We start from the raw sequence: 17,458 nt of genomic DNA on the forward strand, positions 1-17,458 counted from the left end.
AAAGTGCATCTACCACAGCTATAGTTAAAGCTTGCGGATCCGGGAATACCTAAACGCCAAAGCAGAGTACCTCGCTTGTCAGATCTACACGATAGATTTTTGTAAACGCTTCCTGCAGTAGGACAGGGCGGAAAGACGTTCCTGCTCTGTTACTGGATAAAATATTTACATTTTATATTGTTTTTTTAGAGGCATTTACGTTCAAATAACAAATGTTAATGTGCGTATGGCTTCTCCCAATCAAACCCGGGCTACTGCAGCAACCTACCAGGGAACCGACAAGCTTATAGTTGGTATTGTGCTGGCCGTTATCACCTTCTGGCTTTTTGCACAAACAACCCTCAACATCGCTCCTGTTATGCAGGAAGAGCTGAATATCAGCCATACCCTGAATAACCTCGCTGTAAGTATTACCGCCTTGTTTTCCGGCATTTTTATAGTAGTGGCCGGTGGCCTGGCCGACCGGATCGGCCGCGTAAAGATGACCTATATCGGGTTACTGCTCAGTATTATCGGCTCTTTCCTTATTGTTATTTCACCTTCGGGAACTGCCGTGTTCCTGTTGGCCGGGCGTATACTGCAGGGGCTGTCAGCTGCGTGTATCATGCCGGCCACCCTGGCGCTAATGAAAGCTTATTACGATGGCAAAGAGCGGCAGCGGGCGCTTAGTTTCTGGTCTATCGGTTCGTGGGGTGGCTCAGGGCTCTGTTCCCTGTTTGGCGGTCTGGTTGCCTCTACCATGGGCTGGCGCTGGATCTTTATTCTGTCCATCGTTGTCGCGGTAGTAAGTTATCTTTTAATCAGAGGAACCCCCGAAAGCAAATCAACTACGACAGATGAGAAAGCGTTTGACTGGCCCGGCCTTATTGCGTTTATCATTGCCATGCTGGCTATCAACATTGTCATCGGGCAGGGGGCCAGCCTTGGTTGGTTAAGTCCGCTGGTGCTGGTAGGTGTGGCCGTTTTTATTATTGCAGGCATCATTTTCCTACGCATAGAAAAGAGGAGCGAAAACGGCTTTGTTGACCTGTCGCTTTTCAGTAACCAGACATTTTCAGGTGCTACATTATCGAATTTCCTGCTCAACGGGGCTGCCGGAACCCTGCTGGTTTCGCTGGCGCTGGTACAGGCCGAGGCAGGCTTGTCGTCTCTGCAATCCGGGTTAATTACCATCGGCTATCTGGTAGCCGTGCTAAGTACGATACGGGTGGGTGAGAAACTGCTTCAGAAAATGGGGCCAAGAAAACCGATGCTGCTGGGCTGTTTTATTACAGGGGTTGGCATTCTGCTTACCTGTCTTACTTTCCTGATGGCGGAACAGTACATCATTGCATCGTTCATAGGTTTTACCCTGTTCGGGATCGGGCTCGGCTTTTATGCCACACCGTCCACAGACGCAGCGCTTAGCAACGTACCCGGCGATAAGGCAGGCTCAGCGTCCGGCTTATACAAGATGGCTTCGTCGTTGGGGGCTGCTTTTGGGGTAGCCATTTCGGCAGCCATTTTCTATGGGCTAAGCCAGCACGAAGGCATGCCACCCCTGGCAGACCTGTTTATGGGCAGAACCGATAACGCGAATGTGCGCTTTGCCGCTGGTATCGGGCTTTTGTTCAATGTGTTTATGATCGTGGTAGCTATAGTTGCTATCATGCTCACCATTCCTAAGTCCAGCCCCGAAGAAACGCTGGCATCCCCTAACGTATAATCTATAGTTAGAACATAATACAATACCTATGGAAACCTCCAAGATCAAAGCCTTTAATGATAAACTGGACAGTTTTGTTGATCAGTTGCTTCCCGAGCTGGAAACCATCTACAAAGACATTCACCAGAATCCGGAGCTATCGATGCAGGAATTCCGGACAGCCCAGATTGCTGCAGACTATCTGACGAGGTACCAGTTTGAGGTTTCAACCGGTGTTGGCGTGACCGGTGTGGTGGGTGTGTTACGGAATGGCGAGGGGCCGGTAGTAATGCTGCGGGCTGATATGGATGCGTTGCCTGTAACCGAAGATACCGGTTTGCCTTATGCCAGCACGAAAGTTGCCCGGGATGAGGAGGGGACAGAAGTTGGTGTATCGCATGTCTGTGGCCACGACCTGCATGTAGCCTGGCTCATGGGGGCTGCCAGGCTCTTTTCGGAGCACCGCGAACTATGGAAGGGAACGCTGATGGCAGTTTTTCAGCCGGGAGAGGAAGTAGGCCGCGGCGCCCTGAGCATGATAAACGATGGCATGATGGAGCGTTTCCCGAAGCCGGACATTATCCTGGGGCAGCACGTTATGGTAGGCGAAGCCGGTACGGTAAAGTATCGCAGCGGTACTATCCTGTCTGCCGGCAACAGCCTGAAGGTAAAGCTATTTGGCCGTGGATCGCATGGCTCTCAGCCACAGACCTCCATCGACCCGGTGGTAATGGCAGCCGCCACCACCATGCGCCTGCAAACCATCATTTCCCGCGAAGTGGCTCCAATCGAGAATGCCGTTCTGACCGTAGGTTCGCTGCAGGCCGGTACCAAAGAAAACATCATCCCCGAAGATGCCACGCTGAAACTCAATATCCGCACCTTTAATGAGGAAGTGAAAGACCATATCCTGTCGGCTGTTAAGCGGATATGTTGTGCGGAATGTGCTGCATCTAATGCTCCCAGAGAGCCGGAGTTTACCGAGATGGTAAGCTACCCGATGACAGTGAACGATGCCGTTGCCACCGCTAAAGTAGTAGAGGCCTTTAAGGCACAGTTCGGCGACAGGGCCTTTGAAACCAAGCCCGCTTCTGCCAGCGAAGATTTCAGTGTTTTCGGGAGAAGCTGGAACGTGCCCTATGTATTCTGGTTTGTAGGCGGCACCGATCCACAGGTATACCTGGAGGCTTTAAAAGCAGAAAAGCTGAATTCAATCCCAAGTAATCATTCGCCTAAATTTGCCCCGGTTATACATCCTACCTTAAAAACCGGCCTGCAAGCCATGATGACTGCCGCCGCAGCCTGGTTCAACTAAACGGGTCTGAGGAAGTTACCGGGACGAAAAGATTGTTATAAGAGAAGCTCTGGCATACTGGCAGAGCTTTTACTATTTATGATAATATAGTTGCTGCATCGCTATAGTTTGTCCCTGTTAAATCCCTTTCGGTGTGGCATAACACATGGTGTAAACTATAGTTGTAGTTTTGCAGAAGACTATAGATGCTACCAAACTATAGTTAAATTGACTAAGGCCTTTATAGCACAAAAGAGCTTCTCAGTACAAAAGCAGCATCAGGTATCAGAAATACCCTGATTCATTTCCAACAACTTTTTACTATAGGCGCATTTCTCCGCTATAGTTACGTTCATGTTATAAGTCGTCCTGAATATATTTTTTCCTATATTTGGGATGAAGGTTGCTCTTATTGTGCAATTTCAGCTGGTAATTATAAGGCCCTGATCTTCAGGGTGAGGTAAAAATTTTCTTTTAGGAAACGCTCCGCTGTAATAGGAATGCTACCTAAAGTAATGCTCCATACTTTTCGAATTTGAAAGCAACTTTACTGTACAGAATCATAGGAAGTATCCTGTGCCTGCTCTTCAGTTTCCCGGCCTTTGCCCAGAAACCGTCCAATAAAGGGACAGAGTTCCGTTATCCATTCGTAGTCAAATTCAGAGACTTGCTGGTAAAACAAATAGTGTATGTCTCATCAGACGTTGCAACGTCTGGTATTATCACTATACCGGAAATTGGATTTCGCACAGAGTTTACCATTGAAGCCAATGAAGTTGCCGGAATCAATTTACCGCTTGAAGGTTTTGTGGCTTCCTCTGGTCGGATAGAAAATAAGACTGTCCTGATTACTTCACAAGACCCGGTTTTAGTCACATCCTTTGCTGGCGATGAGTTAATAACCGCGTCTACTATGATATTGCCTGTAACAGCTTTAGGTAGAGAGTATGTCGTCATGTCTTATAGTGAAGAACATAACCCGGACAACGTGTATACCACAGGTTTTACTGTGGTAGCCGTGGAAGACAATACTGTCGTTCAAATCACCCCAACCGCTACAACTGAGGACGGGCAGGCTAAAGGAGTGCCCATTGAGATCACCCTAATGCAGGGACAGATGTACCAACTGCGTGCACAAGGGGACCTGACAGGGACTAAAGTCAAATCCCTGAGTGTTGGAGAGGATGATTGCAAACCTATTGCGGTTTTTTCAACCCTGGAATATGCAAGGCCAGATTGCTATGGATTCTTTAAAGGCGATGTATTTATTCAACAACTTTTTCCAATCACTACCTGGGGTAAGAATTTTGCAACAGCACCCTTGTCAGAAGGTTTGGGAGGGGACAAATACAGGATACTGGCTGCTGAAAACAATACCAGCATAACAGTCAGTAACGGGCTCAGGATTACCTTACAGGAAGGGGAGTTTAGCGAGTTCCTTTCTGGTGAGCCTTTGTTTATTACAGCCGATAATCCAATCACGGTTGCACAACTGCCAGCACACCGAGACTACTGTGATAAAGTACTAAACTATCCGGACATGAACATTCTGAACCCGGTAGAGCAGGTACAAACAGAAATCACCGTCTACAATTTTGTTGGCTATGAGTCAACACTTGATTACATCAATGTGATTATGAAGACCGATGACGCCCCTACTTTCAGGTTGGATGGCGCTGCTGTTGCTTTTTCTCCTATACCGGGAAACCCGGTTTATTCCTTTGCCCGGTGTCGGGTCTCAAAAGAGGAGCACCACTTGAAAGCTGCAGGTGGTTTTACTGCCGTTGTTTTTGGGTTGGGAACATTAAATATGTATAGTTACCCGGCAGGAGGGAGTACTCTTAACCTAGTACAGCACATGACGCTGGACAGGTACCAGTACTGCGACGGGGAGGAAGTGACCTACAGCGGCTTTACTGCTTACAAGCCCCTGAGCTGGCACTGGGATTTTGGGGATGGTACTACCTCCACACTGCCAAGTCCGAAGCATACCTACGAAAAGCCCGGCGACTATACGGTTACCCTGACCACTGTGCGCGATAACGACAACGAGTGCGGGTCTACGGATGTGTCAGTTGCCCAGGTTATTGTGTCACCTAATCCGGAAGCTGCGTTTTCCTTTTCCCCTGAGTGCCTGAACAGTGCCATGCTGTTCCGGGATGAGTCTTCGGTTGCCGGCGAAGGGAACCAGGTAAAGGAATGGCTCTGGGATTTTGGGGATGGCACCACAAGCACCGAACAGCACCCTCGCAAGACCTACGCTGAAGCCAAGGAGTACCTGGTTACCTTGCAGGTAAAGACTAATTCCGGCTGTAGCAGTGTATCCACTCAAAAAGTAAAAGTAGAACCCAGGCCAGTTGTTGCCTTTGCCGTAACCGGCAACTGCGAAAACAACCGCATTTCCTTCACCGATAAATCTACCGCTACGACCGATGCGATCACCGGCTGGCACTGGGACTTTGGCGACAACACAACCAGCACGCTGCAACACCCGGAGCACACGTTTTCGACACCCAACACCTACCAGGTTACGCTCACGCTGACCTTTGCTACTGGCTGCCAGACAGCCATCACAAAGCCAGTGGTGATCAACCCAAAACCAGTTGTAGCCATGGAATTGCCGGATGTGTGCATCCTGGATGAAGCGCAGTTTGTCAACAAGTCCACCATTGCCTCTGGTACCATGACCTACCTGTGGGAGTTTGGCGACGGGAAAACATCTACGGAAGTAAACCCGCGTCATCGCTACACCGCCGAAAAAGAATACACCGTGCGCCTGACCGCCACTTCCGACAAAGGCTGCTCAGAAACCATTGAAGTAAAGTATGTGGTAAGTGGGGCCTACCCGAAGGCTGATTTCTCGGCGGCGCAGTTCTGCCAGAAACAAGGAGTGCAGTTTACTGATGCCTCTACCGTGCCTTTTGGCCGCATCGTGCGCTGGGAATGGGACTTTGGCGACGGCAAGACCAGCCAGGAACAACACCCAAAGCATACCTATGAAAGAGCGGCCACGTACCAGGTCACGCTGAAAGCTTATTCCGGCATTATCTGTGAAAGCATCGTGACCAAAACCATTACTATTAACCCGGAGCCGGTAGCCCAGTTCCAGGCCGGTAATGTATGCGACGGGGAAGCCATTGTATTCAAGAATACCTCAACGGTAGCAAGCGGCCGCATCGTGGGCCATCACTGGAATTTTGGGGATGGCGAGGGCACTTCCACTTCAGCTAACCCGCAGTATACTTACGCTGCATCAGGCACCTACCCGGTTACGCTTACCGTTACCACTGATAAGGGCTGCCAGCACAGCAGTACGGAGCTCGTTACGGTGTATGCCAAACCAACGGCCGCTTTCTCGCCAGTACAGGCCTGTATTTCGGATGAAGTAAACTTCCGGGATGAAAGTACGATCCCTGTCGGCCAGATCGAATCCTGGTTCTGGAGCTTTGGCGATGGCAAGACAAGCACTGACCAGCACCCGCGCCACCGCTACACGCAGGCTAAAAGCTATAAAGTAAAGCTACAGGTTACCACCACCGACGGGTGCAAAGATGTGATAGAGAAAACTATAGTTATACAACCCCTGCCAGTGGCCCAGGCCGGCCCGGACCAGCTGCCCGTCTGTGGTACTACCAGCACTACACTTGCTGCCAACACGCCGGCAACCGGCACCGGCACCTGGACGATCCTGAACGGAGCAGGTGGTACGTTCTCTGATATCAATGACCCGCGCGCTACTTTTAGCGGCCGGATGGGGGAAACCTACAAACTGCTGTGGACCGTGCGCAACAGCCCCTGCACCGAAGCCTGGGATGAAGTCGAGCTGCGCTTTGGGCCTGTGCCTGTAGTTGATGCCGGGCCGGACCTGCAGATCATCGAAGGCGAATCCATTACCCTGCAGGGCAGCGGCGAAGGAACCTTGCTGTGGTCATCAGCTGCTACGCTGGATAATGCCAGCCTGGCCCGCCCGCTGGCTTCCCCGACCGAAACTATCACCTATACGCTGACGGCCACCTCGGCAGAAGGCTGCCAGAGCACCGACCAGGTAACCGTGCAGGTACTCAAAAAACTGAAGATCCCGAACGGCATTTCTCCTAATGGCGATGGCATCAATGATGTCTGGCTGATCGAAGGCATAGAGGATTACCCGGCTGTCCGGATCGAGATCTTTAACCGCTGGGGTACCAAAGTGCACGAATGGCAGGGACCCGGCACGCCCTGGAATGGAACCCGCAACGGCTCCCCGCTGCCCGATGGGGCCTATTACTACGTGATCGATACTAAAAAAGGAAGAAAAGCCTTTACCGGCGCTATTACCATCCTGCGATGAAAACAAGCAACTTACTTTCGCTGCTCCTTTTTCTGTTTTGCTATAGTTGGACCACTGTCAGGGCCCAGCAGCTCAGCCATTTCAGCCAGTACATGCTGAATGGTTACCTTATCAATCCCGCTCTTGCCGGATCAGAGAACTATGGCGAACTGAAGACCGGTTACCGCAGCCAGTGGAGTGGGGTGGAGGGTGCCCCGGAATCCTTTTACCTGACTGCCCACACGCCTCTGGGCAAGATGAACCGCAGCAATACGCCTACGTCTTTCCCGTACCGCGAGCGCACCGGCAGCAAATCGCTGCGCCAGAACTATAGAACGAAAGATGTACTCCATGCCTTGCCGCACCATGGGGCGGGGCTGGCTATAGTTCGGGACAAGGCCGGCGTACTGCAGCGTACCGATGTGGGCCTGAGTTATGCCTACCACCTGCCGGTGTCCCGCTCGCTGAAACTATCAGCCGGGATGACAGCTGGCTTTGCGCTGTACCAGGTAGATGAAGCGGCTTTGGAGCTAACCAACCCGAACGATCCTGCTTTTTTAGGCAGCTACTATAACCAGGCAAAACCAACTATAGCCGCCGGCATGCTGCTTTACTCGGAGCGTTTTTATGCAGGCTTCGCCAGCGCCCAATTGTTTCAGGACGAGCTCTCGCGCCACTTTTGGGACAAGGGGGCCACGGAGAACGACGCCCGCTCGCGGGCACACCATTCCCTGATGGGAGGCTACAAGGTCTATCTGTCGCCAAAAGTTTCGGTGCTGCCTTCGGTGTTAGTAAAATATGCCAATCCCGCACCGCTTACCGCTGATGTGAACGTGAAACTGCTGCTTGATGATAAACTATGGCTGGGTGGCTCGTACCGCGAACAGGAATCGTTTGTGGCCCTGGCAGGCATCAACATTAAAAACCTGGTGCAGGTAGGCTATGCGTACGATGTGGCTGCAACCGGCATGAGCCGCTATGGAAGGGGTAGCCACGAAGTAGTGATCGGCCTGCTCCTGCACAACCGCGACAGAGTCTTCAGCCCGTCGGATTTCTGGTAAACAGGGGTGCGCTCTCTTTACAGCCAATTTCGCATTTAATAAACGATCATAGAAAACAACTTATGAGATCATTTTTACTACTCACACTGCTTTGCCTGATCAGCCATCTGAACTATGGCCAGGTACAATATGGCTCAAAAGCCGGTGTTAATATCTCCAGCATTCATTTTAAGGATGCAGACCCGGATGACTTTAGGGAGCGGTTGGGAGCACATGCTGGCCTGTTTGCAGAGTTTAACCTGAATGAAAAACTTTATGTACGTCCTGAACTGCTGTATTCCTTAAAAGGCAACCAATTCACTGCATCCATGTCCAATAACAAAGGAAATATAGACCTGCATTATGTGAATCTGCCTTTGCTCGTCGGGTACAGGCTAACGGATAAAGTGGCTGTGTATGCAGGGCCTGAAGCGGGTTACCTGGTCGCTGCCTTTTCCAGAACCGAAAAATCATCCTACAACCTGAAAGGCAAAGCTGGCTACGAAGACTTGGACCTTGGCATTTCGGGAGGAGTAGCTTATAAGCTTACCAGCACTTGGCAGCTGGATGCCCGCTATACGTATGGTTTTCCGCTGCTCATGACATATTATACCCTCGACCACCAAGGAGCTTCTCCTGAAAAGAACCGGGATGGCAGCAACCGCACATTTCAGGTTGGGGTAAGCTATTACATTGATCAAAAGACTTCAAACCTGTAATTACGCTGTGGGGTGTGGTTTAAATCCCTCCCGCTCTGCAATGCCTGCGCTACCCGGCGCAGGCTTTTTTGTTACTGGCAACTATATTACGTTCCCATCTTCCCCGAAAAACACTATATAATCCCTCCTTTTTCTGCATCTATAAAGCAGCGTTTAAGTATAACCGAGAAAGCCTGTGGTTGTATACTTGTCAGCTGTATCTCCGCAAGCGCCCAGGACCCTGCCGGTAACCGCCACTATCAGACGAACTAATTCCTGATTGTAATAACAGCAACACCAATCAGCCCGGTACTCCTGTTACAGCCTGCAAAGGCGCTGTTTTTATGTTAGAGTACGCTTACTATTATTATGCAAAGACTTTTATTCCTTGATTCGTTGAGAGGATTGGCTGCCCTGGCCGTAGTTTACTTCCATTATACCTCTGTTTACCGCCACCTGTACGGGCACAGCTTTAGCGAGCACTATGATTTTGACTTCGGCCTGTATGGGGTAGAGTTCTTTTTCATGATCAGTGGGTTTGTGATATTCCTAACGCTCTCCCGCATCAGCAGTGCGCGTGATTTTTTGTTTAACCGAGCCGTGCGCCTCTACCCGGCCTATATTGTTTGCTTGCTGCTTACGTTCGGGTGTGTACAATATTTTGGACTGGAGGGCCTGGAAACCTCCTTTAGCGATATGCTGGTAAACCTGACCATGTTCCAGAAAGCCGTAGGTGTGCCGGATGTGGATGGCGTGTACTGGTCGTTGTTTTCGGAGTGGATGTTTTACCTGCTGATGGTAACCTTATTTGTGTTTAGAAAACTGGATAAGATGCTGTGGGTTGGGGCTGCCTGGTTGGTTCTGAATGTTATAAATATGCACTTTGTGCACCTGGGGTATGCGGCGCGTCTGCTTAACCTGTACCACGGTGTTTTCTTTTACTCCGGCATCCTGTTTTACATGTTATATACAGGCACAGGACGCAGAACTATAGTTCAGCTGCACCTGGCAGCTGCTTTTGTGGTAGCCCTCTCTTTATTTGCTCTGGAAGGCTGGGCCGATATGATAGTGGCAGCTTTGCTGTACGGCGTGTTTTACCTGGGCATCAACGGACGTTTGGAATTCCTGGTGAACAGGCCGCTGTTGTTTTTGGGCAGTATTTCCTATGCCTTGTATCTGTTCCACCAGTATATTGGTTTTATCATCATCAACCAGACCAAAGCTTATTTTGGGGATAGTGTTCTTGTAATAGTGCCGCCGCTGGTAGTCAGTATAGTTTGTGCTTACCTGATAACACAGTACATAGAACAGCCGGCCGTGAAATTTCTGAAAAGTAAGTACAAGCACTTTACTACCCGGCAGGTACCACGAGGGGCGGAAAGTGGCTTTACATCACGGCAGATACCGGAAAAAAGCAAGGCAGTTTCGGGGCTATAGTTGGGACAGCCACGGCAGGACAAAATTTTCGGGCCACAACCAGATAATGAGTAGCCCTGCTGCCAGCGAAATGCCGAACAACAGCGCTACGCGGGCAAAAAGAGCGCGGCTGGCCAGCACCGCTACCATCGCACCTTTAAAAGCAATATTGGAGAGGGCTGCGATCATGATCACTTTCCAGCCCGTTTCCATGTCTACAGTTTCACTGTTCATCAGCCGCGAGGTAGAAAGGGTTATGGCATCTACATCGGTAAGGCCCGAGATGATGGCAACAATATACAGACCACTGTCGCCGAAATGGTCTTTGGCAGCCGCAGTAGCCAGTATTACAATGGCATAAATAGCCCCGAACACAAAAGCAGTTTTGAGCTGCGCAGGGTTTTCCTGTTCCGGCATACGCCCGGCATTATCCTTCTTAAAAAAGAACCCCAGCACAATAAGCGCTGCCATAAGCAGTAATAGGGTGGCAAACGGCGGAGCAACTATAGTTAGTGTACCGGGTGCCACTACCGCCACTTCTACCATAATGCGCAGCAGCGAAACAGCCGTAGCAATAAAGATCACCAGCGCGATAAGGTTATAGTTGGTATCTTGAGTGTGCCCTGCTTTAGAACGCTTGGCATAACTTACCGTGGTAGCTGTGCTCGAAATAAGACCGCCCAGTATGCCTCCCAGTAAGGTGCCCGCCTTATCCCCGAAAAGTTTGTAGGCAAAATAACCGGCCAGCCCGATGCCAACTATAAGCACCACCATCAGCCAGATATTGTAAAGGTTCAGGACACCATAAGGACCAAAAGGCTGGTCGGGGAGCACTGGTAGTATAACCAGTGAGATGAGCGCGAACTGCATGATTGCGTGCAGGTCCTTCTCGCCGAGGCGGGCTATAGTCTGGTGCAGCGTTTCTTTTAAGTGGAGCAATACAGCTGTAGCACCGCCAATGGCCACCGCTACCGCGGTTTTGCCAAATACGAGGTAAGCACCAACGGCAAACATCAACAGCAGCGCTGCTTCTGTGGTCTGGCCTACATCTGCGCGCCTGTGGGTGCGTTGCATCAGGTTGCCCGTAACTATAAGCGCTGTGGTGGCCAGGGCGCCGGCTGCCACAATCCAGCCGCCATAGTTGCCTGCCAGCAGGGCGCAGACCGTACCAAACAACGTAACAAGCGGAAACGTACGGATGCCGGCAATGCGGGCTTTCTGGTGCTGCCGTTGCAGGCCTACCAGCAAACCAAGGCCAAGCGCGATGGCCAGTGTCTGAAAAAGTTCGAAGTGGGGCATAAGCCGAATCTGCTTTCAGAAACTAAGATATAGCTATAAACTATAAAAGTATAGCCGACCGCTATACTTTTATAGTTTATGCTGTTTTAGCAGGAGGTCTTAAAAGGTCAGGGCGCCGGCAATTTCTTTCAGCGATACCTCCGACAGCTTGGCCAGGTATTGCGCATTGCTGTAGCGCACCGTAGCGTTCACATAGTTGAGTTGTGCTTCTCTGAACTCGATAGGGGTGATGCTGCCGATACGGAACTTCTCCATCGTGATCTCGAGGTTACGTTTGGCGATTTCCTGGTTCTTTTCTTCCAGCTTCACCAGCGATAGACTGGTAAGGTAGGAGTTGTAGGCAGTGGTGAGCTGTGCGTTTATAGTTTGGTTTAAACGATCGTACTCCAGTTGTGCGCTGCTGATGTTGATGTTGGCATTCTGCTGGTTACGGCGCTGCTCGAATCCGTTAAAAATAGGAACAGCAGCTGAAACGCCATAGTTAAAACCCCGCCCTGTGGAAAGGGTCGTAAAGCCAAGCGCCGATTCAGAACGGTTAAAGTTATACCCCGAGTTCAGGGTAACCGTGGGCAGGCGGCTTGCCTTTACCTGTTTCAGATCGAGTTCGGCCACGCGTCTGTTAATGAGCGCCGCCTGCAACGACGGGTTCTGCTGGGTTGCTCTTTCAGTCAGTTCTGCCAGGTTCAGCTGCTCATCAATGCTAATATCGTCTGTCACCCTGAAACGCACAGAAACATCCCGTGCCATCAGCTCGTTCAGCTGGGTTTGCGTGTTCTGGTATAGTTCGCGCTGGCGCAGGATGTTGGTAGTATCCGTATTCAGGTCAACCTGTGCATTCAGCACTTCCAGCCTCGATGCTTTTCCGATCTCAAAACGGTTCTGTGCCGTCTCTACGCGCTCGCGCGAGATAACCATGGCCGTATCGAGGGCGTTTAGTTGCTGCTGCTGTTGCACCAGGTTATAATATACACTGGTTACATCGGCAATGCGGGTCAGGATGGTTTGCTTCAGGTTGGCTTCGCCTAATCTTTCCAGTTCCTGCAACTGCTCGTAGCGGGCAAACATGCCAAAGCCATCAAACACTGTCCAGCTAAGGCCAACGCCATAGTTCAGGGTATTGCCCCGGGCGCCGGTACGCTCAATTACCTGGCCGCTCTCACGGTTCTCAGACCTGTTCTGGATTGTATTGTTCTGCACCACGTTGCCGGTTACTACAGGCAGCATGCCGGCATTGCCTCTGGTTACATTATTTTTGTTGATCTCCAGGTCGTTGGCAACCAGCTTAATGTCATAGTTCCGCTCCAGTGTTATCCGGATGGCTTCTTCCAGGGTGAGTACTTCCTGCGCCTTTGCCCTGCCACTCAGCAGTATCAGGGCAAAAACAGACAGGACAGCAATTTTAAACTTCATATAAGATTGGTAGATAGATCGGTGAAAAATTAAACAGTCGCTTTTTCGAACTCTTCTATATGATCAAATTCCGGGTGATGCTTGCGCTCTCTGGACCACATGGAATAGATAGCCGGGATAACGAACAAGGTAAGGATAAGTGAGAACATGGTGCCTCCCACAATTACCACACCCATACCCATACGGCTTTGCGCAGCTGCACCAAGTGCCAGAGCAATTGGCAAAGCACCTAAGGCAATGGCTAAACTGGTCATCAGAATAGGGCGCAGACGGGCTTCTGAAGCTTCCAGAATAGCTTCCATCTTAGGTTTGCCCTGTTCCCGGAGCTGGTTCGCAAATTCGACTATCAGAATACCGTTCTTCGTGACGAGCCCTATGAGCATGATCGTTCCGATCTGGCTGAAGATGTTCCAGGTCTGGCCGAACAGCCATAACGAAAGCATAGCACCGGCTACCGCCATCGGCACCGTCAGGATAATGATAAGCGGATCTATAAAGCTCTCGAACTGGGCAGCCAGGATCAGGTAGATCAGTAAGAGCGCAAGGCCGAAAGCAAACATCGTGTTCGAACCACTTTCCACAAAGTCTCTCGATTCACCGCCAAGGTCAGTGGTAAAGCTGTCGTCCAGTACTTTTTCCTTGATGCGGTCCATGGCATCAATGCCGTCGCCTATACTCATGCCCGGTGCCAGACCAGCCGAAACGGTAGCCGACATGTAGCGGTTGTTGTGGTATAGTTGCGGCGGGCTGCTGCGCTCAGTTAAAGTTACTAAGTTATCCAGTTGCACCAGTTCGCCGGTTTTGCTGCGCACGAACAGCGAGGTCAGGTCCAGTGGATCGTCGCGGTCAGGTCGGTCAAACTGGCCCATTACCTGGTACTGGCGTCCGTTCATCAAAAAGTATCCGAAACGCTGCCCGCTAAGCGACAACTGTAACGTCTGGGCCACATCTATTACCGACACACCAAGGCTTTGTGCTTTTTCGCGGTCGATAGAAATGTTAATCTCCGGCTTGTTGAATTTCAGGTTCACATCTACGTTCGAGAAGGTCGGGTCTTTGGCGGCTTCTTCCATAAAGGCCGGTATCTTCTCTTCCAGTTTCTGGAAGTTCTGTGCCTGAATGATGTACTGAATCGGCTGGCCACCACGGCGGTTCACCGATATAGTTGGCTGCTGCGTTACCATGGTTCTTGCTTCCGGGTAACGGCGTGTTAGGCCGGTCAGGTAATCAGCAATTTCTTTCTGAGAACGCTCGCGCTCACCCGGCGGCACCAAAGCCAGTCGCATCATACCGTTGTTTACAGAGCCACCGCCCCAACCCGGCGAGGTAATTACCAGGTTCACAGCTTTCTCCGGCACCGAATCGTTTACCAGTTGTGTCAGTTCCTGCATAAAGCGGTCCATGTACTCGTACGATGCTCCTTCCGGGCCAGTAGCCATCACACGGATCATACTTCTGTCGTCGTAAGGGGCAGTCTCTTTCTGAAGAACAGTATAGAACAGGGCTGTCAGGCCAAGGCAGGCGATCAGGATAGGGAAGCTTAGCCATTTATTGCGCATAAAGCCACGCAGCGAGCTGGCGTAAGCCGCATTCATGCGCTCAAAGTAAGGCTCTGTAAAGTTGTAGAACCTGGTTTTCTTATGGCCACCTTTCTTCATCAGGTAAGCGTTCAGCATTGGCGTGAGCGTAAGCGACACAAAGGCCGATATGAGCACGGCTGCGCCAATTACCACCCCGAATTCCCGGAAGAGTCGCCCGACGAAGCCTTCCAGGAAAATAACCGGAAGAAACACGGCTGCCAGTGTGATGGAAATAGAGATAACCGCCATAAAGATCTCGTTCGAGCCTTTTATAGCTGCCTCGATCGGCGACATCCCTTCTTCCACTTTTTTAAAGATGTTCTCCGTTACCACAATACCGTCGTCCACTACCAGACCTGTAGCCAGAACTATAGCCAGCAGGGTAAGCACATTAACCGAAAACCCGCACAGGTACATGATAAAGAACGTAGCGATAAGCGAAACCGGAATATCGATAAGCGGACGGAAGGCAATGCTCCAGTCGCGGAAAAACAGGTAAATGATCAGGATCACCAGCACCAGGGCTATCAGTATAGTTTCGGCTACTTCTGTTACCGATTGCTTGATGAACACGGTGTTATCCATCGCAATATTCAGCGTGATATCTTCCGGCAGGTCGTTTTTCAGTTTCTCGAACTGCTCGTAAAAGGCATCTGAAATATCGAGGTAGTTGGTGCCCGGCTGCGGAATAATGGCAAGACCCACCATCGGCTGGCCCGACTCGCTCATTTTGGTTTCCAGGTTCTCAGGGCCAAGCTCTGCTGTACCCAGGTCGCTGAAACGGATAATTTTGCCACCATCTGACTTCACGATAAGGTTGTTGAACTGCTCAGCTGTAGACAGGTTACCCAGGGTTTTTACAACCAGTTCGGTATTATCACCACTGATCTTACCGGATGGCAGCTCTACGTTTTCGCGGTTCAGGGCAGTGCGCACATCCCCAACAGTCAGGCCATAAGAGGCAAGCTTCACCGGGTCGAGCCACAGGCGCATGGCATAGCGCTTCTGTCCCCAGATCTGCACGCTACTTACGCCCGGTATAGTTTGCAGGCGCTGCGAGATCACGTTTTCCGCATAGTCGCTTAGCTGTAACTGGTCGCGGCTGTCGCTGCGCACTGTCATGGTAATAATCGGCTCCGAGTCAGCGTCGGCTTTGGAAACTACAGGCGGGGAGTCAATATCCTGGGGCAGGTTACGCACAGCCTGCGATACTTTGTCGCGCACGTCGTTGGCTGCCTCTTCCAGGTCTTTATCCAGGTTAAATTCGATGTTGATGTTGCTTCGGCCCTGGTTACTGGAGGAAGAAATGTTCCGGATACCATCAATGGAGTTAATGGCTTTCTCCAGGGGCTCCGTTATCTGCGACTCAATGATATCGGCGTTGGCACCCGAGTAGCTGGTACTCACCGAAACGATGGCCGGGTCGATGGACGGATACTCGCGTACGCCCAGGAAGCTGTACCCAATGAAGCCGAACAAAATCAGCATCAGGTTAATTACGATCGTAAAAACCGGACGCTTTATACTTGTGGTGGATAAACTCATACGTGTTGCGCTTTTATTTCTTACCAACAGCTACTTTAACAGGGCTTCCTTCTCTTAACGTCATAATTCCGGTGGTCAGTACGGTGTCGCCGGGCTGCAGGCCTGCCGTAACCAGTACATCCTTTTCGGTACGTGTGGCGGTCTCGATCATGGTTTCTTTGGCCTTGCCATCTTTGGCTACAAACACTTTTTTACCATTCTGCACCGGAATCACAGCTTCCGTAGGCACCAGCAGGGCATCATCTATAACCGCAAGCGGCAGCTCTATGTTCGCAAAAGAACCGGGCATCAGGCTACCGTCGCCGTTAGAGGCACGGGCACGTAGCTGCAGCGTACGGCTGCTCGCTTCAATACCGGGCTCTATAGCATAAACGGTTGCTGTATATTTTTTGGGTGATCCGGCAATGGTAAAATTCAGGGTAACATTTTCTTTTACCTGGCCGGCGTACTTTTCAGGCACCGAGAACGTGATCTTCAGCGGATCGGTGTTCACGAGGTTGGCAATAACTGTTTCGGGAGAGATAAAGCTGCCTTCGGAAATGTTGCGCAGACCGATCTGGCCGGCGAATGGGGCGCGTATAGTTGTTTTGGCTAACTGTGCCTGTATCAGCTGGGTCTGGGCCTGTGCCGATTTCAGGTCGGCGCGCGCTACATCATACTCTTCGCGGCTGATGGCTTCTTTTTTCAGCAGCAGTTCGGCGCGGCGCTCGTTCTCAGCGGCCAGGCTCTGGCGGGTCTGGGCCTGTGCCAGCTGTGCGCGCAATTCTGAGTCATCTACCTTAACCAGTACCTGGCCTTTGCTTACCTTGCTGCCCTCGTTAAACGAAATGGACTGCACCACACCCGACACCTGCGGACGGATCTGGATCTGCTCGTTGGCCTCGATGGAGCCTGTTACCGACAGTGTATTGGAAAAGCTTTGCGGCTGCAGCACTACGCCGCTTACCCGCATGGCTGGCGCGCTGCCACCACCTGGTCCGCCCGGGCCTTTGGGGCCGCCACCGCCTTCCGCTTTGTTTTGCATGATGCGGTACGCTACCAAAGCGCCAAACCCAAGTATAAGCAAGGTGTAAATGATGTACTTAATCTTCATAGGTGATCAGAATTTCCGCCCGCGACGGGGTTAGATTAGTAAAGTATGGTTATAGTTACGTTTAATTCGGACTCGTACTGGTGTATTTCG

10 protein-coding genes are annotated in these 17,458 nt (G+C 51.0%); 6 read left to right on the top strand and 4 right to left on the bottom strand.

Annotated features, from left to right (window positions below):
* Positions 1 to 226: 226 nt before the first annotated feature.
* From H7F15_RS07690 to H7F15_RS07715, 6 genes are all read left to right on the top strand, one after another.
* Entirely contained in the window at positions 227 to 1,705 is a 1,479-nt protein-coding gene (locus tag H7F15_RS07690) for an MFS transporter (protein ID WP_185196393.1), read from the top strand.
* A gap of 28 nt (positions 1,706 to 1,733) precedes the next feature.
* A complete protein-coding gene (locus H7F15_RS07695; RefSeq protein WP_185196394.1) occupies positions 1,734 to 2,999 on the top strand; it encodes an amidohydrolase in 1,266 nt (421 codons plus the stop codon).
* A gap of 514 nt (positions 3,000 to 3,513) precedes the next feature.
* Positions 3,514 to 7,308 (top strand): PKD domain-containing protein, encoded by a 3,795-nt coding sequence (locus H7F15_RS19595; RefSeq protein ID WP_185196395.1) that lies wholly within the window; start codon positions 3,514 to 3,516, stop codon positions 7,306 to 7,308.
* Positions 7,305 to 8,348 (top strand): type IX secretion system membrane protein PorP/SprF, encoded by a 1,044-nt coding sequence (locus tag H7F15_RS07705; RefSeq protein ID WP_185196396.1) that lies wholly within the window; start codon positions 7,305 to 7,307, stop codon positions 8,346 to 8,348. The genes H7F15_RS19595 and H7F15_RS07705 overlap by 4 nt, the downstream gene beginning before the upstream one ends.
* Positions 8,349 to 8,410: 62 nt before the next feature.
* A complete protein-coding gene (locus H7F15_RS07710; protein WP_185196397.1) occupies positions 8,411 to 9,046 on the top strand; it encodes a porin family protein in 636 nt (211 codons plus the stop codon).
* A gap of 348 nt (positions 9,047 to 9,394) precedes the next feature.
* A complete protein-coding gene (locus H7F15_RS07715; RefSeq protein ID WP_185196398.1) occupies positions 9,395 to 10,462 on the top strand; it encodes an acyltransferase in 1,068 nt (355 codons plus the stop codon).
* Here H7F15_RS07715 and H7F15_RS07720 read toward each other — a convergent pair.
* From H7F15_RS07720 to H7F15_RS07735, 4 genes are all read right to left on the bottom strand, one after another.
* Positions 10,457 to 11,740: an MgtC/SapB family protein gene (locus tag H7F15_RS07720; protein ID WP_185196399.1), complete on the bottom strand. Its 1,284-nt coding sequence runs from the start codon at positions 11,738 to 11,740 to the stop codon at positions 10,457 to 10,459. The genes H7F15_RS07715 and H7F15_RS07720 overlap by 6 nt on opposite strands.
* Positions 11,741 to 11,839: 99 nt before the next feature.
* A complete protein-coding gene (locus H7F15_RS07725; protein WP_185196400.1) occupies positions 11,840 to 13,150 on the bottom strand; it encodes a TolC family protein in 1,311 nt (436 codons plus the stop codon).
* Positions 13,151 to 13,179: 29 nt separating this feature from the next.
* Positions 13,180 to 16,275, bottom strand: a complete 3,096-nt coding sequence (locus H7F15_RS07730) for an efflux RND transporter permease subunit (protein ID WP_185196401.1) — start codon at positions 16,273 to 16,275, stop codon at positions 13,180 to 13,182.
* A 13-nt stretch (positions 16,276 to 16,288) separates the two neighbouring features.
* Positions 16,289 to 17,368, bottom strand: coding sequence for an efflux RND transporter periplasmic adaptor subunit (locus H7F15_RS07735; protein WP_185196402.1), 1,080 nt, complete (start codon positions 17,366 to 17,368; stop codon positions 16,289 to 16,291).
* Positions 17,369 to 17,458 lie beyond the last annotated feature (90 nt).

The sequence above is a fragment of the Pontibacter sp. Tf4 genome (genome assembly GCF_014212495.1).
GTDB lineage: Bacteria > Bacteroidota > Bacteroidia > Cytophagales > Hymenobacteraceae > Pontibacter.

Bases quoted from the DNA above. Each gene is read 5' to 3' on its own strand.
- H7F15_RS07705 (WP_185196396.1), top strand. From the start codon at position 7,305: ATGAAAACAAGCAACTTACTTTCGCTGCTCCTTTTTCTGTTTTGCTAT.
- H7F15_RS07730 (WP_185196401.1), bottom strand. From the start codon at position 16,275: ATGAGTTTATCCACCACAAGTATAAAGCGTCCGGTTTTTACGATCGTA.
- H7F15_RS07695 (WP_185196394.1), top strand. From the start codon at position 1,734: ATGGAAACCTCCAAGATCAAAGCCTTTAATGATAAACTGGACAGTTTT.
- H7F15_RS07715 (WP_185196398.1), top strand. From the start codon at position 9,395: ATGCAAAGACTTTTATTCCTTGATTCGTTGAGAGGATTGGCTGCCCTG.
- H7F15_RS07710 (WP_185196397.1), top strand. From the start codon at position 8,411: ATGAGATCATTTTTACTACTCACACTGCTTTGCCTGATCAGCCATCTG.
- H7F15_RS07735 (WP_185196402.1), bottom strand. From the start codon at position 17,368: ATGAAGATTAAGTACATCATTTACACCTTGCTTATACTTGGGTTTGGC.
- H7F15_RS07725 (WP_185196400.1), bottom strand. From the start codon at position 13,150: ATGAAGTTTAAAATTGCTGTCCTGTCTGTTTTTGCCCTGATACTGCTG.
- H7F15_RS07720 (WP_185196399.1), bottom strand. From the start codon at position 11,740: ATGCCCCACTTCGAACTTTTTCAGACACTGGCCATCGCGCTTGGCCTT.
- H7F15_RS07690 (WP_185196393.1), top strand. From the start codon at position 227: ATGGCTTCTCCCAATCAAACCCGGGCTACTGCAGCAACCTACCAGGGA.